Genomic DNA, 23,895 nt, shown 5'->3' with positions numbered 1-23,895 from the left:
GGGGCCCTTGTGTCCACCGAGCGGACGACGAGGCTCGAACTCGCGACCTCAACCTTGGCAAGGTTGCGCTCTACCAACTGAGCTACGTCCGCATGCGCCGGACTATTCCGGTTCGACGCGCCTCTACTATAACCAAACCCTCGACCGGCGAACTACCACCCCGGTGTCGAGGCAGCTCAGGGCGGCGGTGGAGCCGCTCAGAACCAGCCGTGCTCCCGGGCGATCCGCGCCGCCGCGTGCCGGTTCTCCGCCCCCAGCTTCGCCGCCGCGGCCGACAGATAGTTCCGGACCGTCCCCTGGGAGAGCCGGGCGCGCCGGGCGATCTCCGCGATGGAGGCGCCGTCGGCCGCCAGCTCCAGCAGCTCCGCCTCCCGCGCGGTCAGCGGGGACTCCCCGGCGCTGATCGCGTCGGCGGCCAGACCGGGGTCGACATAGCGGGACCCGCCGTGCACGGTACGGATGATCTCCGCCAGCCGCCGCGCCGATGTGGTCTTCGGCACAAAGCCGCGCACCCCCGCCTCCAGGGCCCGCTTGAGGTGCCCCGGCCGGCCGTGGCTGGTCACGATCATCGACCGGCAGCCGGGCAGCTCCGACCGGAGCGCGGCGGCCACCGACACCCCGTCCGCCTCCGGCATCTGGAGGTCCAGCACCGCCACATCGGGCCGGTGCGCCCGCGCCATCGCCAGCGCCTCGGGTCCGGACGCCGCCTCCGCGACCACCAGCAGATCGTCCTCGAGCGCCAGCAGGGCGGCCACGGCGCCGCGGATCAGATGCTCGTCGTCGGCCAGCAGCACCCGGATCACCGCGGTGTCGTTCACACGCCCCTCCCAGCGGGACCTCTCCCGGCGCGCCCCTCCGGGCGAAGGCCCTTCCAGCAGGCCCCTCCCGGCGAGGGCCCAGCGGACCACTTTCCCCGGGACCACGGAATCCGGCGCGCCGTCACTTTCCCTCGACGGCAGTGCGGTTCGCCCCTGCCCACGGCCGGGCCGGGGATTCCGGAGCCGAAAACGCCTGAGGCGCCGGTCGATTCGACCGGCGCCTCAGAACTGGAGCGGACGACGAGATTCGAACTCGCGACCCTCACCTTGGCAAGGTGATGCTCTACCAACTGAGCCACGTCCGCATGCCTCCGACCGGCTTTCACCGATCGGCGCGTGCATCACTCTACCTGATCCTCTTCGAGAGGATCCCGATAGGCGATGAGAGCGGGTGACAGGGATCGCACACTGCGCCTCCCCCTTGGAAAGGGGGCGCTCTACTACTGAGCTACACCCGCATGGTGTCTTCCTCGGGGTTTCGGCCTTTCGGCCTCGCCCGTCGGCGTGACCCAGACTTTAGCGGAACACCCGGGGTGGTGTGCAACTCGGCTGAACAGGTCACTCAGGCCGACTCGTTGAAGGCTTCGTAGACCTTCTTGGGGATCCGGCCGCGCGGAGGCACCTCCATGCCGTGCGACCGGGCCCAGGCGCGCACCGCGGCCGGGTCCGGGGCGACGGCGGTGTGGCGGTACGTCTTGCCCGAGCGGGCCCGCTTGCGGCCGGCGTCCACGTACGGTGCGAGAGCGTCGCGCAGTTTCGACGCATTGGCAGAGTTGAGGTCGATCTCGTACAACTTGCCGTCGAGTCCGAACGTGACCGTCTCTTCCGCTTCGCCTCCCTCGAGGTCGTCGGAGATCGTGACTACTACGCGCTGCGCCACGGATATCGGTCCTTTCGGGCTGCATCGTTGCGTTGACGTGCAAAGATGTCAGCTGTCCAGTTGTGCGAACAATGCTTTTTCATTTGTACAGCGACTGGCATTGCATTGTGAACCCCAGTAATTCCATCCGCGTGTCACGCCGTGATCGGGACCATGCGTTTTTCCATGACCATTCCCCGTCGGTTGCCGCCGACGATGCTTAAACGTGACCGAACCCTTGCATATCTACTCGCGTAGATTTTGGGCCGGGGTAGGCTTGGGCACCGCCTTACGCACCAGCACCACACCACCGGGAGTGCCAGTGGCACGCGTCGTAGTCGACGTCATGCTCAAGCCGGAGATCCTCGACCCCCAGGGCCAGGCGGTGCAGCGAGCACTGCCGCGCCTCGGTTTCGAGGGCATCACCGACGTCCGTCAGGGCAAGCGCTTTGAACTCGAGGTGGAGGGCCCGGTCGACGACGCCGCCCTCGCCCGTATCCATCAGATCGCCGAGACCTTTCTGGCGAACACCGTGATCGAGGACTTCTCCGTGAAGGTCGAGGCCGGCGAGGGTGCCGGCGCCACCGCCGTGAAGGCGGAGTCGTGACCGCACGCATCGGAGTCATCACCTTCCCCGGCACGCTCGACGACCGCGACACCCAGCGCGCGGTCCGCACCGCGGGGCTGGAGGCCGTACCGCTGTGGCACCGCGACAAGGACCTCAAGCAGGTCGACGCGGTGATCCTGCCGGGCGGCTTCTCCTATGGCGACTATCTGCGGGCCGGCGCGATCTCCCGGTTCTCCCCGGTAATGGAGTCGGTGATCGACCAGGCGAAGGCCGGTATGCCGGTGCTTGGCATCTGCAATGGCTTCCAGGTGCTCACCGAGACCCATCTCCTCCCCGGTGCGATGCTGCGCAACAACCACCTGCACTTCATCTGCCGCGATCAGAAGTTGCGAGTGGAAAACGTGGAGACCGCCTGGACCCGCTCATACGAGCAGGGCCAGGAGATCAACATCCCGTTGAAGAACATCGACGGCCGCTATGTCGCCGACGAGCGCGTCCTGGATGAACTCGAAGCCGAGGGCCGCGTCGTCTTCCGCTATCGGGAGCTCAACCCCAACGGCTCGCTCCGCGACATCGCCGGTATCCGCAATGCGGAAGGCAATGTCGTCGGCCTCATGCCCCACCCCGAGCACGCCGTCGAACCGCTGATCGGCACCGGTCGCACCGACGGCCTCGGATTCTTCACCTCGATCCTCAAGAGGCTGGTCAGCGCATGACCCTGGACACCACGAAGCACGCGGCGCAGACCCCGGACACCGAGCAGCCCTGGGCCGAGCTCGGTCTCAAGCAGGACGAGTACGAGCGCGTCCGCGCCATCCTGGGCCGCCGCCCCACCGGTGCCGAGCTCGCGATGTACTCCGTCATGTGGTCCGAGCACTGCTCGTACAAGTCGAGCAAGGTCCATCTGCGGCAGTTCGGCGAGAAGGCCCCCGAGAACGACGCCCTGCTCGTCGGCATCGGCGAGAACGCGGGTGTGGTCGACGTCGGCCAGGGCTACGCGGTCACCTTCAAGGTCGAGTCGCACAACCACCCCTCGTACGTCGAGCCCTATCAGGGCGCGGCCACCGGCGTCGGCGGCATCGTCCGCGACATCCTCGCCATGGGCGCCCGCCCGGTGGCCGTGATGGACCCGCTGCGCTTCGGCGCCGCCGACCACCCCGACACCAAGCGGGTGCTGCCCGGTGTGGTCGCGGGCATCGGCGGCTACGGCAACTGCCTGGGCCTGCCCAACATCGGCGGCGAGGTCGTCTTCGACCCCTGCTACCAGGGAAACCCGCTGGTCAACGCCTTGTGCGTGGGTGTGATGAAGCATGAGGACATCCACCTCGCCAAGGCGTCGGGCGCCGGCAACAAGGTGATCCTCTACGGCGCCCGCACCGGTGGCGACGGCATCGGCGGCGTCTCCGTGCTGGCCTCGGAGACCTTCGACGATTCGAAGCCCACCAAGCGCCCCGCCGTCCAGGTCGGCGACCCCTTCCAGGAGAAGCTGCTCATCGAGTGCACCCTGGAGGTCTTCAAGGAGGACCTGGTCGAGGGCATTCAGGACCTCGGCGGCGCGGGCCTGTCCTGCGCCACCAGCGAGCTCGCCAGCGCCGGCTCCGGCGGTATGCGGGTCGAGCTCGACACCGTGCCGCTGCGCGACTCCTCGCTCTCCCCCGAGGAGATCCTGATGAGCGAGTCGCAGGAGCGCATGTGCGCGATCGTGAAGCCCGAGAAGGTCGACCGCTTCCTGGAGATCTGCGAGAAGTGGGACGTCATCGCCACCGTCATCGGTGAGGTCACCGACGGCGAGCGGCTGGAGATCTACTGGCACGGCGAGCAGATCGTGGACGTCCCGCCGCGCACCGTCGCCCACGAGGGCCCGGTCTACGAGCGCCCCTACGCCCGCCCCGAGTGGCAGGACACGCTCCAGGCCGACGACGCGGGCAAGCTGCCGCGCCCGGCCACGGCCGAGGAGCTGCGCGAGCAGATCCTGAAGGTGATCGCCTCCCCGAACCAGGCGTCCAAGTCCTGGATCACCGACCAGTACGACCGCTTCGTCCAGGGCAATACGGTCCTCGCCCAGCCCGAGGACTCCGGCATGGTCCGCGTGGACGAGGAGACCGGCCTGGGCGTGGCCGTCGCCACGGATGGCAACGGCCGCTACGCCAAGCTGGACCCGTACGCGGGGGCGCAGCTCGCGCTCGCCGAGTCGTACCGCAATGTGGCCGCGTCCGGCGCCAAGCCGCTGGCCATCTCCAACTGCCTCAACTTCGGCTCGCCGGAGGACCCCGCGGTCATGTGGCAGTTCGCGGAGGCCACCCGCGGGCTCGCGGACGGCTGTCTGACCCTGGGCACCCCGGTCACCGGCGGCAATGTGTCGCTGTACAACCAGACCGGCGAGGTGGCCATCCACCCGACGCCGGTCGTGGCCGTCCTCGGTGTGATCGACGATGTGGCCCGCCGCACCCCGATCGCCTTCGCGGAGGAGGGCCAGCTGCTCTATCTGCTGGGCGACACCGCGGCGGAGCTGGGAGGCTCGGCCTGGTCCCAGGTGATCCACGGCCACCTGGGCGGACTGCCGCCGAAGGTGGACCTGGAGCGGGAGCGGCTGCTCGCCGAGATCCTGATCTCGGCCTCGCGCGACGGCATGGTGGACGCGGCCCACGACCTGTCCGACGGCGGTCTGATCCAGGCGCTCGCCGAGTCGTGTCTGCGCGGTGGCAAGGGCGCCCGGATCGTCGTCCCCGACGGTCTGGACCCGTTCGTCCTGCTGTTCTCCGAGTCCGCGGGCCGGGCGGTCGTCGCCGTACCGCGCAGCGAGGAGGTCCGCTTCAACGACATGTGCGGGGCGCGTGGGCTTCCGGCGGCCCGGATCGGCGTGGTCGACGGTGACGCGATCGAGGTCCAGGGGCAGTTCTCCATCCCGCTGGCCGAGCTGAGGAAGTCGTACGAGGCGACGATCCCGGGCCTGCTGGCCTGAGGCTTCTCCATGACGTACGGCCCGCTCCCTGACGGCAGGGAGCGGGCCGTACGGTCCGTTCGGGCCTGGTACGCGGGGCTCAGGTGCCCCAGAAGGCGTCGAAAGCATCGATGTCCTCGACACATTCGTCGATGTCGGTGATCTTTCCGCCGACGATGGTGAAGAAATTCCCGGTCTTCATGTCGATGCCGCGGTTGCCGCGCTCCGCGCGCAGCCGGTGGACGGTCATCGCATGCCCGCGCCCGTCGCACATCACCGTCTCCAGGTCGACCCGCATCGTGCCGGCCGTCTCCTCGAACATCGTGCGGTACAGGTCCAGGCAGGCGTCCCGGCCCTTGTGGTGGCCGGACATCGCGTTGTCACCCGGCACATGGTGGACGGCGTCCGCCGTCATCATCGTCGACACCGTCTCGAGATCGCCCTGTGAGAAGGCCGTGCAGCCGCGGCGCACCAGGGCGCTGTCGGAGTGCTCGCCCATGGCATTTCACACCTTCCGTGCCGATGGAAAACCCTTCCTCCTTCCATCCTGCCCCTGTCCTCGGCCTCCTCTAAGACCGTCCGGCAGTAGGGAGCGCGGGTGAAGGAGCGGGTCGAGGGCCGAGTCTGGGTGTGCCGCGTGAGGAGAGCGCAGCGGCTTCCCCAGCTACCGCTGGGCGGTACCCCCTGCGTGCGACGAGCGCGGTGCGGCCAGGCGAGAGCCATCGGCACGCGACGCCGCGGGCCCTACTGCCGGACGGTCTAAGCTCTCCGCCATGCCGCCCCGTGCCCGTGCCCGCAGCTATGACCCCGCCAAGACCAGGACCGCCGTGATCGCGCAGCTGAGGCAGGTGCGGAAGGCGGCCGAGGGGCTGGACGAGACCGCCCTGGACGCCCCCAGCCGGCTCGGCGAGTGGACGGTCCGGGAGCTGATCGCGCATCTGGCGATGGCCGTGACGTCCGTGGTCCGCCTGCTGGAGCGGCCGGCGCCGCCCGCGCGGGAGGTCACCACCACCGGCTGGGTCACCGCGGTGGCCGCGCACTCCGGGGCGATCGAGGGGGATACCCGCGCCCTCGCGGCGGGCGCGGACCCGGCTGAACTGCTGGAGCGCGCCGAGGCCCGGTTCGCGGAGACGGCCTCCGCGGCGCCCGCCGACCGGCTGCTGGCCACCCGCGTCGGGGCGATGCGGCTCGACGACTACCTCGTCACCCGCTGTGTGGAGCTCGTGGTGCACGCCGACGATCTGACGGCCGCCACCGGTGTCCCCGTCCGGCACGACCGCCAGGCGCTGGCCACCGCGACCCGGGTGCTGGCCGACGCCCTCGCGGTCAAGGCGCCCGGCGGCTCGGTCGAGGTCCGCGTCCCGCCGTTCGCCGTGGTCCAGTGTGTCGAGGGCCCCCGGCACACCCGCGGCACCCCGCCGAATGTGGTCGAGACCGACCCGCTGACCTGGATCCGCCTCGCCACGGGCCGTCTGGTCTGGGCCGAGGCCCTGGAGTCGGCGCGGCTGACCGCGAGCGGCGACCGCGCCGATCTCTCCGCCCATCTGCCGGTGCTCGGCTGACCGCTCCGCCGGTGCTCGGCTGACCGCCACGAGATGTGATCCTTGCCTCGGCCATGGATCCGTGCCCCCGGCCGTGGGCAGGTCGGACAAGGGTCCAGGGGGTTCCCCAGCCGCGCGGGGAATGTGACTTACGCCCTCCTGGCGGGTCCCTCGTTCGGCGGCACCGCTGAACTGGCCTAGACTCGATGACGTGCCACGTGGTGACGGACGACTCAGCCACGACCTGCTCCCCGGTGAGAAGGGCCCCCAGGACGCTTGCGGCGTCTTCGGAGTCTGGGCACCGGGGGAAGAGGTCGCCAAACTCACCTATTTCGGGCTGTACGCACTGCAACACCGCGGACAGGAGTCCGCGGGTATCGCGGTGAGCAACGGCTCCCAGATTCTCGTCTTCAAGGACATGGGCCTGGTTTCCCAGGTCTTCGACGAGACCTCCCTCGGCTCCCTCACGGGCCATATCGCGGTCGGTCATGCCCGCTACTCCACCACCGGAGCCTCGGTGTGGGAGAACGCGCAGCCGACCTTCCGGGCCACCGCCCATGGCTCGATCGCGCTCGGCCACAACGGGAACCTGGTCAACACCGCCGAAATGGCGGAGCTGGTCGCGGCCCTGCCCCGCGACGGCGGCCGGGCCACCCAGGTCGCGGCGACCAATGACACCGACCTCGTCACCGCCCTGCTCGCGGGCCAGGTGGACGAGGACGGCAAGCCGCTGACCGTCGAGCAGGCGGCCCCCCTGGTGCTGCCCAAGGTCAAGGGCGCTTTCAGCCTCGTCTTCATGGACGAGCACACGCTCTACGCGGCGCGCGACCCCCAGGGCATCCGCCCGCTGGTCCTCGGCCGCCTCGAGCGCGGCTGGGTGGTGGCCTCCGAGACCGCCGCCCTGGACATCGTGGGCGCGTCCTTCATCCGTGAGATCGAGCCCGGCGAGATGGTCGCCATCGATGAGAACGGGCTGCGCGCCACCACCTTCGCCGAGGCCCGGCCCAAGGGCTGTGTCTTCGAGTACGTGTACCTCGCCCGCCCCGACACCGACATCGCGGGCCGGAACGTGTACCTCTCGCGGGTGGAGATGGGCCGCCGGCTGGCCAAGGAGGCCCCGGCCGATGCCGACCTGGTCATAGCGACACCGGAGTCCGGCACCCCCGCCGCCGTCGGCTACGCCGAGGCCAGCGGCATTCCGTACGGCTCCGGGCTGGTCAAGAACAGCTATGTGGGCCGGACCTTCATCCAGCCCTCGCAGACCATCCGCCAGCTCGGCATCCGGCTCAAGCTGAACCCCCTCAAGGAGGTCATCCGGGGCAAGCGCCTGGTGGTCGTCGACGACTCGATCGTCCGCGGCAACACCCAGCGCGCCCTGGTGCGGATGCTCCGCGAGGCAGGGGCCGCCGAGGTCCACATCCGGATCTCCTCCCCGCCGATCAAGTGGCCGTGCTTCTTCGGCATAGATTTCGCCACCCGCGCCGAGCTGATCGCCAACGGTCTCTCGGTCGAGGAGATCGGCAAGTCGCTGGGTGCCGACTCGCTGGCGTACATCTCCACCGACGGCATGATCGAGGCGACCACGATCGCCAAGCCGAATCTGTGCCGTGCCTGCTTCGACGGTGAGTACCCGATGGAGCTGCCGGATCCGGAGCTGCTGGGCAAGCATCTCCTGGAGACCGAAACACAGGCCCCGAGCAGCGCTGACGCCGACGGTGTGACGACGCTGACCGCTGGTGTCGGCGGCGCCGACGCCCTGCGCCGCCCCTGAGCGCCCGCCTGTCATCCCCCGATACGAAAGATCTCAACGTCATGTCCGAGTCCGGGTCCGGGTCCACCTACGCCGCCGCGGGCGTCGACATCGAGGCGGGCGACCGCGCCGTCGAGCTGATGAAGGAGTGGGTCAAGAAGGCGAGCAGGCCCGAGGTCGTGGGTGGCCTCGGCGGTTTCGCCGGGCTCTTCGACGCCTCCGCGCTGGCCCGCTACCGGCGTCCGCTGCTCGCCTCCGCCACCGACGGGGTCGGCACCAAGGTGGACATCGCCCGGCGGATGGGCGTGTACGACACCATCGGCCGCGACCTGGTCGGCATGGTCGTGGACGACCTGGTGGTGTGCGGCGCCGAGCCGCTGTTCATGACCGACTACATCTGCGTCGGCAAGGTCTACCCCGAGCGCGTCGCCGCCATCGTCAAGGGCATCGCCGAGGGCTGCACGCTGGCGGGCTGCGCCCTGGTGGGTGGCGAGACCGCCGAGCACCCGGGGCTGCTGGGCGCCGATGACTTCGATGTCGCCGGGGCCGGTACGGGCGTGGTCGAGGCCGATCAGGTGCTGGGCGCGGATCGTATCCGAACGGGTGATGCGGTGATCGCCATGGCATCGTCCGGACTTCACTCGAACGGGTACTCACTCGTCCGCCATGTGCTCTTCGACCGGGCCGGCTGGGCGCTGGACCGCGAGGTGCCGGAGCTCGGCCGGACGCTGGGGGAGGAGCTGCTCGAGCCCACCCGGATCTACTCGCTGGACTGCCTGGCCCTCACCCGCACCACCGAGGTGCACGCCTTCTCGCACATCACCGGCGGCGGGCTCGCCAACAACCTCGCACGGGTCATCCCGGAGGGGCTGCGCGCGGTGGTGGACCGCTCGACCTGGACCCCCGGCGCGATCTTCCAGCTGGTCGGCGAGGCCGGCTCGGTCGAGCGCCTGGAGCTGGAGAAGACCCTCAACATGGGCGTCGGCATGATGGCGGTGGTCCCGGCCGGCTCCGTGGATGTGGCGCTCACCACGCTCGCCGACCGGGGCGTCGAAGCCTGGGTCGGCGGTGAGATCACCGAGCGCACGGCCGGGGACACGGAGGCGGTGACGCTGACCGGTGACCATGCGGGCTGAGCCGACCGCACAGCGTGTGCGAGCAGCACAGAAGCCGGTCCGAGGCGGGTGCCCCGGACCGGTGAAGGTGTGCGGCGATGAGCCGAGCAGCTGGAACGGGTGGTTCAGGCCCGGCGACGCTGCGGGGACGGATCGGACTGGTCGTCGTCCTCGTCCTCATCGTCGTTGTACAGATCCGCGTACTGTGCGTACGGGTCGTCGTCCAGCTCATCGTCCTCGAACCGCTCACCATTCGGCGGCTGGTTCGTTGGCGATGCGCCCAGCTCCTCGGCCAGGCGTGAGAGATCCGTCCCACCGCTGTTGTACTTCAGCTGGCGGGCGACCTTCGTCTGCTTGGCCTTGGCCCGGCCGCGCCCCATGGCTCGACCCCCTCAACGACGGGGCTCGACGGCCCCAGAGTCTTGACACGCGTTCACGTTCATAAATCGGAGCGGGCTCTCAGGAGAGAGACCGCGGTCCGTAGGGCTTCAACGGTACCTGCTTCTGTGGCCATACGGTACGTCGCCCACACGACGTGCCACGAGGCAGAACCCGCGAGGAGCCCGTTCCTCGCTGGTCAGCTGCGATTTTAACGTGTCTTGTGCGCCGACCCGCCGACAGGCCGTGAGGGATCTCTCGCCGATGGCCTCCAAGGGGCTCTCACGTCCCCCGTTCGGCGGCCTCGGACAAGAACCCGCACAGCCTGTCCGCGTGGTCTCACAGCGCCTCTCAGACGCTTCCGGCGGTCCTGTGGCGCCGGCGGGCCATGACGGTGGCACCTGCCACGGGCATGGCTCAGGCGTCGTGGCCCTCTGCCATCCGGTGCTCGGCCAGCCGGTCGGCGGCCGCGGCGGGCGGAATGCCATCGGTCCGTGCCCGATCGAATATGGCCAAAGTCGTATCGAAGATCTTGGCCGCCTTCGCCTTGGCCCGATCGAAATCGAAACCGTGCAGTTCATCCGCCACCTGGATGACGCCACCGGCGTTCACCACGTAGTCCGGGGCGTAGAGGATCCCGCGCCCGGCCAGGTCCTTCTCGACGCCCGGGTGGGCCAGCTGGTTGTTGGCCGCGCCGCACACGATCTTCGCGGTCAGGACGGGCACCGTGGCGTCGTCCAGGGCGCCGCCGAGCGCACAGGGGGCGTAGACGTCCAGGTCGGCGCGGACCAGCGCGTCGGTGTCCCGGACCGCCTGGACGCGGGGGTGGCGGGCCAGCACACGGTCCACCGACTCGCTCCGCACATCCGTGACCACGACCTCGGCGCCGTCCTCCAGCAGATGGTCGACCAGATGGTGGCCGACCTTGCCGACACCGGCGATGCCGACCCGGCGGCCGCGCAGCGTGGGCGCGCCCCAGGATGCCTGGGCGCTCGCCCGCATCCCCTGGAAGACGCCGAACGCGGTCAGCACCGAGGAGTCCCCGGCGCCGCCGTTCTCGGGCGAGCGGCCGGTGGTCCAGGGGCACTCACGGGCGACGACGTCCATGTCGGACACATAGGTGCCCACATCGCAGGCGGTGACGTAGCGGCCGCCCAGAGAGGCCACGAAGCGGCCGTAGGCGAGCAGCAGCTTTTCGGTCTTGATCTCCTCGGGGTCGCCGAGGATCACGGCCTTGCCGCCACCGTGGTCGAGCCCGGCGAGAGCGTTCTTGTAGGACATGCCGCGGGCGAGGTTGAGGGCGTCGAGGAGCGCCGCTTCTTCGGGGTGCTCCTCGGAGGCGTAGGGATGGAAGCGGGTGCCGCCGAGGGCCGGGCCCAGGGCGGTCGAGTGGATCGCGATGATCGCCTTCAGGCCGCTCTCCCGGTCCTGGCAGAGCAGCACCTGCTCATGCCCGCCGAGATCGGACCGGAAGAGCGTCGAAAGCGGTGAGAGAGGGTTCGGCACGCGACTCTCCGTCGGACCGTCGGCACTGACGGTGTGACGTACGTCGGTCACGGTGGTGACTCCCATAGGTCGGAGTAGACGCCCTCCTTGCTGGTGGGGAGGGCCGTGGGCAAGAGGGTAAGCCCTGGGGCCCTGGGGGATCGGCCATGTCCCCGACGAGTCCGGATGCCGGGCATGGGACGATGCCGTCAGGTGGGGGTAAGGGAGCCCCTGGCGGTGGTCTCAGCCTTGAGGGAGCGCGTGTGACCTTGGCGTCTTCGGTGATTGTCCCGTACGCGGCGTATCTCCGGGTCTATGAGCCACTGGCAGCGTTTCCGGAGCCGGAGCGATCGCACTGGGCGCGGTATGCCAAGCGCGACGACCTGCCGGGTGCGCAGGACGAGCTGCGCCGCTCGCTCGCGGACCTCCTGCCCGTCCCTCCGGTGGCGGTTCCGGTGCACGAGAGCGCGGACGCCTTCGTGGCGCTCGTGGACGGCGTCACATGCGTCTGCCCGTGGCGGACCCGGCTGAGGGGCTGGCTGGCCCTGGAGGAGCTGCCGGAGCGCCTTCCCGGGCCCCTTCTGGACGCGGCCCTGCCCCCGGTGGTCCGCCGGCAGGCGGTGGCGGACTTCGAGCGGTGGCTGGAGCGCAACCCCGACGCCCGGCCGTGGATCCGCTCGGCCACCTGGCATGTGCCGGTCCGCTGGTTCGTGCTCTTCGGCGACGAGGAGCGCGAATTCACCAAGGGTGACGAGAGTCTCATCCTCCGCTACCGCACTCCAATGGTCCAGGCCAGGCGCCGAGTGGCGCGTGGCCTTAAGGTGCTCAAGGAGGCTCTCGGCGAGGGGCCGCTGATCGACGGGCTCGTGGACGTCGGCCGGTGGCTCGAGGAGTTCCACCCCCGGTCGCTGGTCGAGCTGGACTACGGCGGTCTGGTGCACACGTTGCCGGCCGGACAGCTGGAGGACGACCACTCGGCCGCGGACGTGGCGGAGGGCCTCGCGGCCCTGCGCGACGGCGACGGGGAGCGGGCGGGGGGCGCGTACGAGCGGCTGACCGACCGCTGGAGCGTGGTCCGCGGGCGGCAGAACGCGAGCTGAGCCCGGCCGGACCGGGCGCCCGGGAGGGCGGTCGAGCGGTTGTCCGGTACAGAGGGGACGTAGGTCCCGATCCGGGCCATTGCCTCAATCGTGACCTAAAGCACTGACTTCGGGCCTTGCGGTAATCGCCCACCCTCGTGTCAAAATAGGACAAGGAGCCCGGGAGGGGCTCCTTCCGCCCAACTATGGGCGGATTCATCGGTATTGCACTCCTTGATGGATCTGGTTACCCCTGATCCTGTTGTGACTAATCGTCACGGCTGTGTGACTGTCCGCTATGGCATGGTCCATCGGCTTCCGTCGAGGTTGGACACCTGAGAGGGCAATTCCATCGGTTTGGCCGACGGGGCTGGACAGATGGTGTAGTTGTAGTGCCGAGGACAAGCCGTTCGTCCTATAACCGACTCGGCCCGCGTCCGCCATTTCGGGCAACGTGGGTCAAGGTGCAGAATTTAGAGGAAAGAACCGTGATGGTTCGGTTCTCCCGAGGAGGCCGCTCATGACCGCTCGCACCCCTGATGCCGAGCCGCTGCTGACCCCGGCTGAGGTTGCCACGATGTTCCGCGTGGACCCGAAGACGGTCACTCGCTGGGCGAAGGCAGGCAAGCTCACGTCGATCCGCACGCTGGGAGGGCATCGGCGCTACCGCGAAGCGGAGGTCCGTGCACTTCTTGCGGGCATCCCCCAGCAGCGCAGCGAGGGCTGAACAACCGCATAACCGGGCGTTTTCGGGCCCCCCAGCCCGGCTTTCGCCCGTATAGCTCCACCACGACGGGTGCCTGCCCCAACAGGCCCGCCACCGCTCGACATGGGTGCGTCGTTGATCGCGCTGGACTCCGCCGGGTCCGGCGCGATCTTTTTATGCCCTGGCAGCGGCCCTTCGGGGTGTGTCGCCAGGGCTCTCAAGTGCCCCTGGAAGGGCAATCGTTCGGGCTCTCCGGCGTGGTCCGAGGGGGTTTCGGGGAGGCTCCCGGGGGTCTCTCAGGGGCCTCGCGGGAGGCCCGGACAGAGGGTGCAATTGCATATATTAAATTGACCCATGGTGAGTGGCGTGTAAGTTCCCTCACTCCGGAAACCCATTCGGTGACTCCCGTCACCCTCCCCAACTCTTGCCTTATGCCCAGTTGTTGCGCTAAGGGGCAACTGCGGTAAGGGTTTACCGAGTTGGCGGTGGCGCGGCCGCCGTCGCTCCCTCATGACCTGCCCTGTCGCCGGCCCCGTCACTCGTCTCATCGGCCGCCGAGGGCTCCATCGCCAGCCGCAGCAGACGATGGCAGACCGGACAGTGCCGGGTGAAGTGGCGGTAGCCGGTGGCGGCCGCCAGATGGGCGCGCAGCAGCGCCCTGGTCTCATGCTTCGCGGACGTCGTCATACGCCGCACCTCCCGCGCACCCCCACGCACACCTTTTAGTTTGGGTACCTCCGGGTGTGGTGCGCCGTCAAGACGCCAAAGGCCCGGATCCATGAACGGATCCGGGCCTTCCGGTTAAGCGGTCCTGACGGGATTTGAACCCGCGGCCTCCACCTTGACAGGGTGGCGAGCACTCCAAACTGCTCCACAGGACCAACACTGACGCCAGCGGCTTCGCCGCCCGGCGCCGCGCGGTGTTGCGCTGCGATGCAGACTCTACAGCAGGTCAGGGGGTGCGGTCGAACTCGCGCCCGGCGGGGCTCCGGCGGCCCGCCGGAGCCCCTGGGACACCCTTACGGCGCCGCCGCGTCGATGGCCTTGACGATGCGCTTGTCGGACACCGGATAGGCCGTGCCGAGGGCGTGCGCGAAGTAGCTGACCCGCAGCTCCTCGATCATCCAGCGGATCTCCAGCGCCTCCTGGGGCACCGGGCGTCCGGGCCGGAACTGCTCCAGCAGCCAGGCGTACTCGTCCCGCATCTCCCGCACCTTCGCCATCCGGGCGCGGTCCCGGTCGGCGTTGCCCGGAAGCTGCTGGAGCCGCCGGTCCACGGCCACCAGATAGCGCATGAGGTCCGGCAGCCGCCGTACGCCGTGGGCGGTCACGAAACCCGGTGTGATGAGCTCCGAGAGCTGCTCCCGGATGTCCGTGAGGGACGGCAGCAGCACCGGGCTGCTGGTGGCCTTGAGCCGCCGCTCGCACGACTGCCAGGCGGCCAGCACCTCCTGGACCTTGCGGACCGTGTCCAGCGTGGCGTCCATGATGTCGGTGCGCACGGCGTCGAAGAGCTTGCGGAACGACTCCTCGTCCCAGGACGGGCCACCACGGGTCGCGATCAGCCGGTCGGCCGCCGCGGACACGCAGTCGTCGAAGAGCGCCTGCACACTGCCGTGCGGGCTGCTGGAGAGCGCCAGCTTGGCCTGGTTGGAGAGCTTGCCCTGGACGAACTTGGCGGGGTTGGACGGCAGCTGGAGCAGGATCAGCCGACGCGTCCCGCGCCACATGGCCTCCCGCTGCTCGGCCTCGGTGTCGAAGAGCCGTACGGCCACCGAAGCGCCCTCGTCGACCAGCGCCGGATACGCCTTGACCGGCTGGCCGCCGCGGCGCGTCTCGAAGGTGCGCGGCAGCGTCCCGACCGTCCACCGGGTCAGCCCGCCGCGCTGCTCGATCCCCACGGCCTCCTTGGAGGACTCGAACGCCTTGGAGATCGCGGCCCGCGTCTTCGGCCGCAGCCGCAGCTTCAGCGCCTCCAGGTCCTTGTCCTCGGCCAGCTTGCGGCGCCGCTCGTCCACCACCCGGAAGGTGATCTTCAGATGGTCGGGGACCTTCGCCAGGTCCCAGTCCTCCGGCTCGATCCGTACGCCCACCATCCGGTGGAGCTCGCGCTCGAGCGCCGCCGTCAGCGGCCCCTGGAGGGGGACAGCGCTTTCCAGGAAGCGCTTGGCGTAGTTGGGCGCCGGGACGTAGTGCCGGCGGACCGGTTTGGGCAGCGAGCGGATCAGCTCGGTGACCAGATCCTCGCGCAGCCCCGGAATCTGCCAGTCGAATCCGTCCGCGGTGACCTGATTCAGCACCTGGAGCGGGATGTGGACGGTCACACCGTCCGCGTCCGCCCCCGGCTCGAACTGGTAGGTCACCCGGAACTTGAGCTTCCCCTGGCGCCAGGAGTCCGGATAGGCGTCCTTGGTGACGTCCTGCGCCCGCTCGTTGATGAGCATCGACTTCTCGAAGTTGAGAAGCTCCGGCTCTTCGCGTCGCTTGTGCTTCCACCAGGAGTCGAAGTGGGCGCCGGACACCACATGCTCGGGGATCCGCTGGTCGTAGAAGTCGAAGAGCGTCTCGTCGTCCACGAGGATGTCGCGGCGCCGGGCCCGGTGCTCCAGCTCCTCGACCTCGCCCAGCAGTTTGCGGTTGTCGAGGAAGAACTGGTGGTGGGTGCGCCAGTCGCCCTCCACCAGGGCGTTGCGGATGAACAGATCGCGGCTGGTCTCGGGGTCGATCCGGCCGTAGTTGACCTTCCGTTGGGCGACGATCGGCACCCCGTAGAGCGTGACCCGCTCAAACGCCATCACCGCGGCCTGCTTCTGCTCCCAGTGCGGTTCGCTGTAGGTACGTTTGACCAGGTGCTGGGCGAGCGGCTCGATCCACTCCGGCTCGATCTTCGCGTTGACCCGCGCCCACAGCCGGGAGGTCTCCACCAGCTCCGCCGACATCACCCAGTGCGGCGGCTTCTTGAACAGCGCCGAGCCGGGGAAGACCGCGAACTTGGCGCTCCGGGCGCCCACGTACTCGTTCTTGGCTGTGTTCTTCCCGCCTTCCCGCCCGGCGTTCCTCCCGGCGTCCTTCCCACTGTCCTTCCCGCCCTCCACCCCGGCGCTCCTGAGGCCGATGTGCGACAGCAGCCCGGCCAGCAGCGACTGATGGACGCGATCGGGCGCCGCGTCCTGCTCGGACATATGGATGTCCATGGTCTTGGCGACCGTGCGCAGCTGGCTGTAGATGTCCTGCCATTCGCGTATGCGCAGGTAGTTGAGATACTCATGGCGGCACATCCGGCGGAAGGCCGAGGACGACAGCTCCTTCTGCCGCTCCCGGACGTACTTCCACAGATTGAGGAAGGCCAGGAAGTCGCTGGACTCGTCCTTGAAGCGGGCATGCTGCTGATCCGCCTGCTGCTGCTTGTCCGAGGGGCGCTCGCGCGGGTCCTGGATGGACAGCGCCGCCGCGATCACCATGACCTCACGGACGCAGCCGTTGCGGTCCGCCTCCAGCACCATCCGGGCCAGCCGCGGGTCCACCGGCAGCTGGGCCAGCTTCCGGCCGACCTGGGTGAGCCGCTTGCGCGGGTCCTTCTGCTTGCCGTCCAGGGCGTGCAGCTCCTCCAGGAGCTGGATGCCGTCCTTGATGTTGCGGCGGTCCGGCGGGTCGATGAAGGGGAACTTCTCGATGTCGCCGAGGCCGGCTGCGGTCATCTGGAGGATGACGGAGGCCAGGTTGGTCCGCAGGATCTCGGCGTCGGTGAACTCCGGGCGGGTGAGGAAGTCGTCCTCGGAGTACAGCCGGACGCAGATGCCGTCGCTGGTACGGCCGCAGCGGCCCTTGCGCTGATTGGCGCTGGCCTGCGAGATCGGCTCGATGGGCAGCCGCTGGACCTTGGTGCGATGGCTGTAGCGGGAGATCCGGGCGGTGCCCGGGTCGATCACATAGCGGATACCGGGGACGGTCAGCGAGGTCTCGGCGACGTTCGTCGCCAGCACGATCCGGCGGCCGGTGTGTCTCTGGAAGACCCGGTGCTGCTCGGCGTGCGACAGCCGGGCGTACAGCGGAAGCACCTCGGTGACCGGGAGCTTCTTCTTGTTCAGCGCGTCGGCGGTGTCGCGGATCTCCCGCTCGCCGGAGAGGAAGACCAGGATGTCGCCGGGGCCCTCGGCCTGGAGCTCGTCGACCGCGTCGCAGATCGCGGTGATCTGGTCTCGGTCGCTGTCCTCGCCGCCCTCCTCCAGCAGCGGGCGGTAGCGCACCTCGACCGGATACGTACGCCCGCTGACCTCGACGATCGGCGCGTCGCCGAAATGGCGGGAGAAGCGCTCGGGGTCGATGGTGGCGGAGGTGATCACGACCTTGAGGTCGGGGCGGCGGGGCAGCAGCTGGGCCAGATAGCCGAGCAGGAAGTCGATGTTGAGGCTGCGCTCATGGGCCTCGTCGATGATGATCGTGTCGTACTGGCGCAGCTCGCGGTCGGTCTGGATCTCGGCGAGCAGAATGCCGTCGGTCATCAGCTTGACGTGGGTGTCCTGGCTCACCTGGTCGGTGAAGCGGACCCTCCAGCCGACGGACTCGCCCAGCGGCGACCGCAGCTCCTCGGCGATGCGCTCGGCCACGGTGCGGGCCGCGATACGGCGCGGCTGCGTATGGCCGATAAGGCCCTTGACGCCGCGCCCCAGCTCCATGCAGATCTTCGGAATCTGGGTGGTCTTCCCGGAGCCGGTCTCACCCGCGACGATCACCACCTGGTGATCCCGGACGGCCTCGAGGATCGCGTCCCTCTTCTGGCTGACCGGCAGCTCTTCCGGATAGGTGACGGCCGGTACGGCGGCGCGGCGGTCCGCGACCCGCAGCTCGGCTCGAGTGATCTCCTCGGCGATCTCGCCGAGCGCGGCCGCTCGGGCCTCGGGTTTACGGATCCGGCGCGCACCGTCGAGTCGGCGCCCCAGCCGCTGCTGGTCGCGCAGCATCAGCTCGGGCAGCCGCTCCAGCAGGGCGGGCAGGGCGGGGGCAGGCGTGGTGGACATACGGATCCCAGGATCTCACCTCCGGAAAACGGCTGGCGAACCATTTCCGTCCGCGCCGCGTCGAGCGACATATGCGATATGTATGGGTTCATCGCCTTAGCGTGACCTCATGGCCGATGACCGGGCGCAGCGCCCAGACCCCGAGCGCCGATCACCGCGATCGGTGTGGACGTCCCCCACATCGGCATGGACGTCCGTCACATCCGTGTGGATGTCCTTCAAGCGGTCCCCCTACTTCCCCGCCACCGTCATCGTGCTGATCGTCTCCGCGGGCGCGGGGCTCTTCGCGGGCTCGTACACCTACGCCTTCGCGAACCCCACCCCCCGGAACATCCCCGCCGCCGTCGTGGTCACCGAGCATGGCGACGCCCCGATGAAGCGGTTCCTCGCCGGGATGGAGCAGGCCCTGAACGCCTCCCTCCGGGTGCACCCCTACCCCAACTATGCGAAGGCCCGCTGGTCCCTGGAGGAGCAGCGGGTCTTCACGGTCCTGGAGAGGCACGGCCGCGGCGTCCAGATGGACGTCGCGAGCGCGGCCGGGGCAACCGTCGCCCAGTTGCTCGGCCAGACCGCCGCCAAGGTCGGCCGGGTCACCGGAGTGCCGGTCACGGTCAAGGACGTGAAACCGCTACAGCCCGGCGATCCGCGCGGCCTCGCGGTCTTCTACATCTCCCTGGCCGCCACGATCATCGGCTTCCTCGGCGCCATCCAGCTCAGCGTGAACGCCTCCGCGCTCAACCCGGCCGAGCGGGTCGCCTTCATGGTCGCGTACGCCCTGCTCGGCGCGTTCACGATCGCGGTGATCGTCGACGAGGGGCTGGGCGCGCTGACGCTCCCCTTCCCGGAGTCCTGGGCGATCCTGGCGCTGACGATGTTCACCTCGGGGCTGGTGTTCTCCATGTTCAACGTCCTCTTCGGGCGCTGGGCGCTCATCCCCACCTGGGGCCTGCTGGTGTTGCTGGGCAACCCATCCTCCGGAGGCGCCGTCTCCTGGCCCCTGCTCCCCTCCCTCCTCGGCACCATCGGCCGCTGGCTCCCGCCGGGTGCCTCGGTCAACGCCCAGCACACCGCGATCTACTTCCACGCCCACCAGCACGCCTTTCCCTTCCTGGTGCTGGTGTGCTGGTGCCTGGTGTCCGCGGTGGTCTTCTGGACCTGGCGCCACCGCCACCCGGGCGGACGACCGCCGAGGGCGACGCCGACACGGTGCTGACGGGGAGATATACGAAAAAAGTCCCTCCCCTGATGATCAGGGGAGGGACTCTCCTACAGAGCGCCGAGCAGGCCTTGCACCTACATCCCTCGTTTGGAGACGAGTATCTTTCCTTAGACGACCGACGCATCAACTCCCGCCCTCCGGGGCGGCGTTACGAGATCAACTATAGCCCATCCGGAGGATCACAGCCGCCACAGCGGGGCGTCGTACCGCTCGGGCTGAGTCCCGATCAGCAAGGCCCGCAGATCCGCGCGTTGGACACCGTTCAGCCCGAGGGCCTCGGTGAGCCGGCGGAACGTGGTGTGGCTGACCCCGCGGGCGCGGGCCTCCTCCGCGAAGCGGGCGACCCCGGCGAGTACGGCCCTGGGCCGGAACGGCCCCTCGGGCGCCGCCCCGAGCCGCGCGGCCTTCTCCCGCTCGTAGTCGATCTCCGAGCATCCGCAGATGTCGCGGCAGTGCCGCTCCGCCTCGGCGAGGCCGGTCGTGTCGGCGACGGCCTGGGCGAGCCGGTTCCGGCGGAAGGCGGCGTCGAGATCCGCCTGATGGACCACGGGTGCGTTGTCCGTCAGGGGAATGGTGAGCCCCGCGTCCCGTACCTCGCACAGCCCGCGCACCCCCCGCGCCGTGGCCGTGAGCATCCCGGTGGCCTCCGACGGATGCCACTCCATGACGGGGCCGATGGGCGCGACGTCCTCGGCGGTCAGCGTATGGACCACCGCCGCCAGCCGTTCGCGCAGCACCGCCACCGGAATCTCCCCGTCCAGCCCAGGACCGGCGACCAGCAGCCGAATCTCCGCGTTCACCTGCGCACAGGCGGCGAGCGAGAGCGCGTCCCCGAGCGGACTTCGCAGCGTCGGCTCATCCCCTCGCGCGAGGATGTCCCCGCCCACGTCCAGCAGGTCGATCGATGCCGGGGCCAGGTGCTCGATCAGCTCCTCCAGCTGCCGGACCATGCCCGCCACGCCGTGGTGGGGGTCGAGCAGGGCGAAGGTGTGCGGCAGCTCGGCGGCCAGCCGGGGCAGCGTGGACCCGGCCGGCGCCACCGGTCCCGCGTCCTCGGGCACGGCGTACACGCTCGGCGTCAGCGCCCGCAGCCCGGTGAAGTCGGCCGCTCGCCGGGGCCCGGGGACGGGGTCGACGAGCAGCCGGTCCCAGGCATAGGTCAGGACCACCGCCCGGTCGTCCGCCGTCCCGCCCCCGTACAGGGCCCGGTCGATCACCGTGGCGGCAACGGCGTCCCCGCCACCTCCGCCCGCCACGATCAGCCGCGTCATCCGCCCAGCGTACGGCGCGAACGGCCGATACCGTCGGACGGGAGGCCGCCGTCGGCGCGCGGTGAGCCCTCCGCGAGGAACCGGCTCGCCGGGAGGGACGGGCCCCCATCAGACGGCCTGGGATTCCACCTCGGCTTCCTCCGGAGCCTCGCGTTCCTCGCGGACGCGCGGGTTGGTCTCGGGAGCGGCCGCCACGGCGATTACGGTGGCGATGCCCATACCGATCATGAACAGCGCGACCGGCCAGGACGCGCCCGCCCAGGCGAGCAGCGCGTGGCGACGATGGGCGAGAACCCGCCGACGATCATCGACGCGAGCTCATGCCCCAGGGCGAGCCCGCCGTAGGCCACCCGGCTGGCGAAGAGCTCGGTGAAGAACGCCGGCTGGGTGCCGATCATCGCTTCGTGGCCGATCACGACGGCCACGAAGAGTGCCACGGAGATCAGCACCGGATTGCGCGAGTCGAACATCGCGAAGAACGGATAGGCCCAGACGATCACCGCGATCGCGCCCCCGATATACCCCGGGCGCCGTCCGATGCGATCGGAGAGCGCCCCGAACAGGGGCATCGCGAACGACTCGAACAGCATCCCCACCACGAGCGCGGTCAGTACCACCCCCTTGCCCACCCCGACCTCGGCCGCGTAGGAGAGGCTGAGGGTGAGGAAGAGATAGCTCGCACCGGTCTCGGCGACCCGCGCGCCGAAGGCGATCAGGATCGACTTCGGGTGGGTGCGGATGACATCGAGAAGCGGCGGCCCTGACCTCTCCTGCTCCGATGTCCTCTCCCGGAACGCGGGCGTCTCCATGATCCGGAGCCGGATCAGCAGTCCGACGGCGGTGAGCAGGATGCCGACCACGAACGGAACGCGCCATCCCCAGGCGAGGGACGACTCCTTGGTGGTCACCGCCTGGGCCAGCGCGTAGGCCGAGGCGGAGAGGACGAATCCGAGTCCCACGCCGGTCTGGCTCCAGGCCGAGTAGAAGCCGCGGCGGTGACTCGGCGCGTGTTCACTGACGATCAGCACCCCGCCGCCCCACTCACCGCCCACGGCGATGCCCTGCACGATCCGCAGCGACACCAGCAGCATCGGCGCCCAGGCCTCGATGGCGCCATAGGTGGACAGCAGCCCGATCAGACAGGTCGCGACGCCCATGATCACAAGCGTCGTCACCAGCATCGACTTACGACCGACCCGGTCACCGAAGTGCCCGAAGACGATGCCGCCCAACGGCCGGGCGAGGAACCCCACCGCGTTGGTGCCGAAGGCGGCGATCGTCCCCACCAGCGGATCGAAGGTCGGGAAGAACAGGGTGTTGAACACGAGCGCGGCGGCCGTGCCGTAGAGGAAGAAGTCGTACCACTCCAATGCACTACCGAACAAACTTGCGACAGCTGCCTTGCGTACGTCGCGCGGGGTGCCATTCACGTCTGCCATGTCGGCTCTCCAATGGCCGCCTCGAACGGGATCAAGACCCGCGGCTCGGGTGTGTTGGGGGATTGTTCGCCGCTGGCTCTCGTGGCGGGAATGCCGACGTTCCGCTCACTGAGACGTGACCCCGTCCCGAACGTCCAGCGCCGCACGGTGCACTGCCCGCCGGGCAAGAAGGAGATCGGCGTCTTCGCCATCCGCGCCTACATCTGATCAGCGGACGTCACAGGCAACGAAGAAGCCCCCTGCCGGACGGACCGGGAGGGGGCTTTGCCCAGTTCAGGGCTGCGGTGGCTGGGGCCGGGGTCGAACCGGCGACCTTCCGCTTTTCAGGCGGGGTGCGGTGGCCGCCAGGGCCCGTCTCGCCTGGCTCGGCGGTCCGCTGACGTCCGCTGCTGGCGTCGGCGTACGCGGCCGTTGGCGTCACGGCTGGCGTCAGACGATCTCTTCGTCCCGAACTACGGGATGGGCGGTCAGTGAGGTCTGCTGCGCTGGTCGGGCAGTCGGCTGGGATTGGTGGTGGTCGGCTGCTGTCGCGATGGTTGCTGTACTTCGCTGCTGTACAGCCGACACGTGCGCACGCGTTCCAAGTCTGCTGGCGGGGTGATGGGGCTTGTGCGGATCTGTTCATCTGAGGTCATGAGTGGCTGGTGACCGAATCGGGGACGGCTCCAGGTCTCGTCTGAACGGCCGTGAACGGGGCTGAATGAGACGGAAACTGCGACGGCGAGGGTCCCAATGGCGGTAATTCGGTGCTGTACCGAAAACAGGCGCCTCGTCCCTGTTGAACCTGGTCGAGGGTCCGAGCGTGGAATCACCGGTCGTTCAGTACCTCCGAGAACTCTTTTTGGTGGCTTTAGGAAAATTTAACGGATGAATTGTCAATCCAGCGGGCCAGAATGCTGAAAGCAGCAAGGTGCTCTAGCGCCTCATGTTCGGGTATATCGCCAAGCATGACTTCATGGCTATTAGGGTTCCGGATTCCCGCGTAGCATCCCTCGGCAAAGGACCGTGCCCCTCTCTGAATACTGCGAAAGGTGTCACTTCCATCATCAGCAGCCAACCGGAGGCGCGGCTGGCCAGGTTTGGGGCCATCAGTAGAGAACGCCGAGTTGAATAGTGCTGTCTCCGATACATCCCGACGGCCTAGCTTATTCTGCGCCTCTGCATTTACTTGCTTCGCTGCCGCGGTAACAGCCTCTCGGAAATGTCCACTCTGCCAGAGTGATCTTGCTCCATCCCAAACCCAAGGATGGAGTGATCCAGCGCTAAGGCGGGGGGAATTGTCGCCCAGCTTCTCCTTGGTGTCTTCCTCCTTGAGGATGCGGGTGCGAATCTGAATAGCCATCTCTCGGTCCGGTTCCCAGCGGCGATCGAGATGAATGCTTCGTTTGCTTTGCCATCTCGGGTCAACGTGACTGAAGATTTTCTCGACGATGTAGTAAAGCTCTAGGATCTCATCCTTGCGCCGCCTTTCTCGAATCCCAAATAACCTGTCCACTCCTCGAAGGGTTGTGAGTTCAATGAATCGGTCGAGCTGACAGATAGCCCACTCGGCGTCTGCAATCCTGGTCATACCTCCATACTGACCTATTGTTGCTGGCAGTGTCAGGGAGTTTCTACTTCGTATGAACCTGTAGGTGGCGGTTCGCGGTCGGTCTGGGGCTGGAGCTTGCAAGCGGATCGGGCAGCTCTTGGCGTACCCGCTAAGGGT

Annotated in this window: 19 protein-coding genes and 5 tRNA genes; 9 read left to right on the top strand and 15 right to left on the bottom strand. The window is 68.8% G+C overall.

Features of this window, described 5'->3' with window-relative positions:
- Positions 1-19 precede the first annotated feature (19 nt).
- The 5 genes from NQU54_RS11925 to NQU54_RS11905 all read right to left on the bottom strand — a co-directional run bounded on the left by NQU54_RS11925 (position 20) and on the right by NQU54_RS11905 (position 1,698).
- Positions 20-92: transfer RNA gene (locus tag NQU54_RS11925), tRNA-Gly, on the bottom strand.
- Positions 93-197: 105 nt separating this feature from the next.
- Positions 198-803, bottom strand: a complete 606-nt coding sequence (locus NQU54_RS11920; RefSeq protein ID WP_069872891.1) for a response regulator transcription factor — start codon at positions 801-803, stop codon at positions 198-200.
- Between the two features lie 244 nt (positions 804-1,047).
- Positions 1,048-1,123: transfer RNA gene (locus NQU54_RS11915), tRNA-Gly, on the bottom strand.
- Between the two features lie 81 nt (positions 1,124-1,204).
- A tRNA-Gly gene (locus NQU54_RS11910) sits at positions 1,205-1,276 on the bottom strand.
- A 104-nt stretch (positions 1,277-1,380) separates the two neighbouring features.
- The gene (locus NQU54_RS11905; protein WP_069872784.1) at positions 1,381-1,698 is read right to left on the bottom strand and encodes a histone-like nucleoid-structuring protein Lsr2; all 318 of its coding nucleotides are present in this window, start codon (positions 1,696-1,698) and stop codon (positions 1,381-1,383) included.
- A 301-nt stretch (positions 1,699-1,999) separates the two neighbouring features.
- Between NQU54_RS11905 and purS the strand changes: the two genes are divergently transcribed.
- From purS to purL, 3 genes are read left to right on the top strand one after another with little or no spacing between them, the layout of a single operon-like run.
- On the top strand, positions 2,000-2,284 hold the full coding sequence (gene purS, locus NQU54_RS11900) for a phosphoribosylformylglycinamidine synthase subunit PurS (protein ID WP_069872786.1): 285 nt from the start codon (positions 2,000-2,002) through the stop codon (positions 2,282-2,284).
- Positions 2,281-2,961 (top strand): phosphoribosylformylglycinamidine synthase subunit PurQ, encoded by a 681-nt coding sequence (purQ, locus tag NQU54_RS11895; RefSeq protein ID WP_069872788.1) that lies wholly within the window; start codon positions 2,281-2,283, stop codon positions 2,959-2,961. The genes purS and purQ overlap by 4 nt, the downstream gene beginning before the upstream one ends.
- Positions 2,958-5,207 (top strand): phosphoribosylformylglycinamidine synthase subunit PurL, encoded by a 2,250-nt coding sequence (gene purL / locus NQU54_RS11890; RefSeq protein ID WP_257631022.1) that lies wholly within the window; start codon positions 2,958-2,960, stop codon positions 5,205-5,207. The genes purQ and purL overlap by 4 nt, the downstream gene beginning before the upstream one ends.
- Positions 5,208-5,286: 79 nt before the next feature.
- Here purL and NQU54_RS11885 read toward each other — a convergent pair whose 3' ends face one another.
- Entirely contained in the window at positions 5,287-5,685 is a 399-nt protein-coding gene (locus NQU54_RS11885; RefSeq protein WP_257631021.1) for a nuclear transport factor 2 family protein, read from the bottom strand.
- Positions 5,686-5,959: 274 nt separating this feature from the next.
- Here NQU54_RS11885 and NQU54_RS11880 point away from each other — a divergent pair, with 274 nt between their 5' ends.
- The 3 genes from NQU54_RS11880 (at position 5,960) to purM (ending at position 9,613) form a co-directional block, all read left to right on the top strand.
- Complete coding sequence (locus NQU54_RS11880; RefSeq protein WP_257631020.1) at positions 5,960-6,748, top strand: maleylpyruvate isomerase family mycothiol-dependent enzyme; 789 nt, start codon at positions 5,960-5,962, stop codon at positions 6,746-6,748.
- Between the two features lie 190 nt (positions 6,749-6,938).
- Positions 6,939-8,498, top strand: a complete 1,560-nt coding sequence (purF, locus tag NQU54_RS11875) for an amidophosphoribosyltransferase (protein WP_069872799.1) — start codon at positions 6,939-6,941, stop codon at positions 8,496-8,498.
- 41 nt (positions 8,499-8,539) lie between these two features.
- Positions 8,540-9,613, top strand: coding sequence for a phosphoribosylformylglycinamidine cyclo-ligase (gene purM, locus NQU54_RS11870; protein WP_257631019.1), 1,074 nt, complete (start codon positions 8,540-8,542; stop codon positions 9,611-9,613).
- A 104-nt stretch (positions 9,614-9,717) separates the two neighbouring features.
- Here the strand turns inward: purM and NQU54_RS11865 are convergent, their stop codons facing one another.
- Positions 9,718-9,972 carry a DUF3073 domain-containing protein gene (locus tag NQU54_RS11865; RefSeq protein WP_069872802.1) on the bottom strand — a complete coding sequence of 85 codons (255 nt, stop codon included), beginning with the start codon at positions 9,970-9,972 and terminating at the stop codon, positions 9,718-9,720.
- A gap of 415 nt (positions 9,973-10,387) precedes the next feature.
- The gene (locus tag NQU54_RS11860) at positions 10,388-11,542 is read right to left on the bottom strand and encodes a Leu/Phe/Val dehydrogenase (protein ID WP_069872804.1); all 1,155 of its coding nucleotides are present in this window, start codon (positions 11,540-11,542) and stop codon (positions 10,388-10,390) included.
- A gap of 176 nt (positions 11,543-11,718) precedes the next feature.
- Between NQU54_RS11860 and NQU54_RS11855 the strand changes: the two genes are divergently transcribed.
- Together NQU54_RS11855 and bldC are read left to right on the top strand one after the other, a co-directional pair.
- Positions 11,719-12,555, top strand: coding sequence for a DUF8083 family protein (locus NQU54_RS11855; protein ID WP_069872806.1), 837 nt, complete (start codon positions 11,719-11,721; stop codon positions 12,553-12,555).
- 499 nt (positions 12,556-13,054) lie between these two features.
- Positions 13,055-13,261 (top strand): developmental transcriptional regulator BldC, encoded by a 207-nt coding sequence (gene bldC / locus NQU54_RS11850; protein WP_020869672.1) that lies wholly within the window; start codon positions 13,055-13,057, stop codon positions 13,259-13,261.
- A 450-nt stretch (positions 13,262-13,711) separates the two neighbouring features.
- On the opposite strand, the gene NQU54_RS11845 is transcribed toward bldC, so the two are convergent.
- From NQU54_RS11845 to hrpA, 3 genes are all read right to left on the bottom strand, one after another.
- Entirely contained in the window at positions 13,712-13,927 is a 216-nt protein-coding gene (locus NQU54_RS11845) for a DUF6274 family protein (protein WP_257631018.1), read from the bottom strand.
- A gap of 119 nt (positions 13,928-14,046) precedes the next feature.
- Positions 14,047-14,121, bottom strand: a tRNA-Asp gene (locus NQU54_RS11840).
- Between the two features lie 138 nt (positions 14,122-14,259).
- Entirely contained in the window at positions 14,260-18,258 is a 3,999-nt protein-coding gene (gene hrpA, locus NQU54_RS11835) for an ATP-dependent RNA helicase HrpA (protein WP_257631017.1), read from the bottom strand.
- 211 nt (positions 18,259-18,469) lie between these two features.
- Between hrpA and NQU54_RS11830 the strand changes: the two genes are divergently transcribed.
- The gene (locus NQU54_RS11830; protein ID WP_257631016.1) at positions 18,470-19,471 is read left to right on the top strand and encodes an ABC-2 transporter permease; all 1,002 of its coding nucleotides are present in this window, start codon (positions 18,470-18,472) and stop codon (positions 19,469-19,471) included.
- A 185-nt stretch (positions 19,472-19,656) separates the two neighbouring features.
- On the opposite strand, the gene NQU54_RS11825 is transcribed toward NQU54_RS11830, so the two are convergent.
- The 4 genes from NQU54_RS11825 to NQU54_RS11810 all read right to left on the bottom strand — a co-directional run bounded on the left by NQU54_RS11825 (position 19,657) and on the right by NQU54_RS11810 (position 23,757).
- The gene (locus NQU54_RS11825; protein WP_257631015.1) at positions 19,657-20,748 is read right to left on the bottom strand and encodes a DUF1152 domain-containing protein; all 1,092 of its coding nucleotides are present in this window, start codon (positions 20,746-20,748) and stop codon (positions 19,657-19,659) included.
- 224 nt (positions 20,749-20,972) lie between these two features.
- The gene (locus tag NQU54_RS11820; RefSeq protein WP_257631014.1) at positions 20,973-22,187 is read right to left on the bottom strand and encodes an MFS transporter; all 1,215 of its coding nucleotides are present in this window, start codon (positions 22,185-22,187) and stop codon (positions 20,973-20,975) included.
- A 285-nt stretch (positions 22,188-22,472) separates the two neighbouring features.
- Positions 22,473-22,533: transfer RNA gene (locus NQU54_RS11815), tRNA-Phe, on the bottom strand.
- Between the two features lie 504 nt (positions 22,534-23,037).
- Positions 23,038-23,757, bottom strand: a complete 720-nt coding sequence (locus NQU54_RS11810) for a TIGR02391 family protein (protein WP_210565695.1) — start codon at positions 23,755-23,757, stop codon at positions 23,038-23,040.
- Positions 23,758-23,895 lie beyond the last annotated feature (138 nt).

Source organism: Streptomyces malaysiensis subsp. samsunensis, assembly GCF_024519315.1.
In the GTDB taxonomy this organism is placed as follows: domain Bacteria; phylum Actinomycetota; class Actinomycetes; order Streptomycetales; family Streptomycetaceae; genus Streptomyces; species Streptomyces malaysiensis.
The sequence above is the reverse complement of the archived record's forward strand: the minus strand, read 5'-3'. Positions and strand labels throughout refer to the sequence as shown.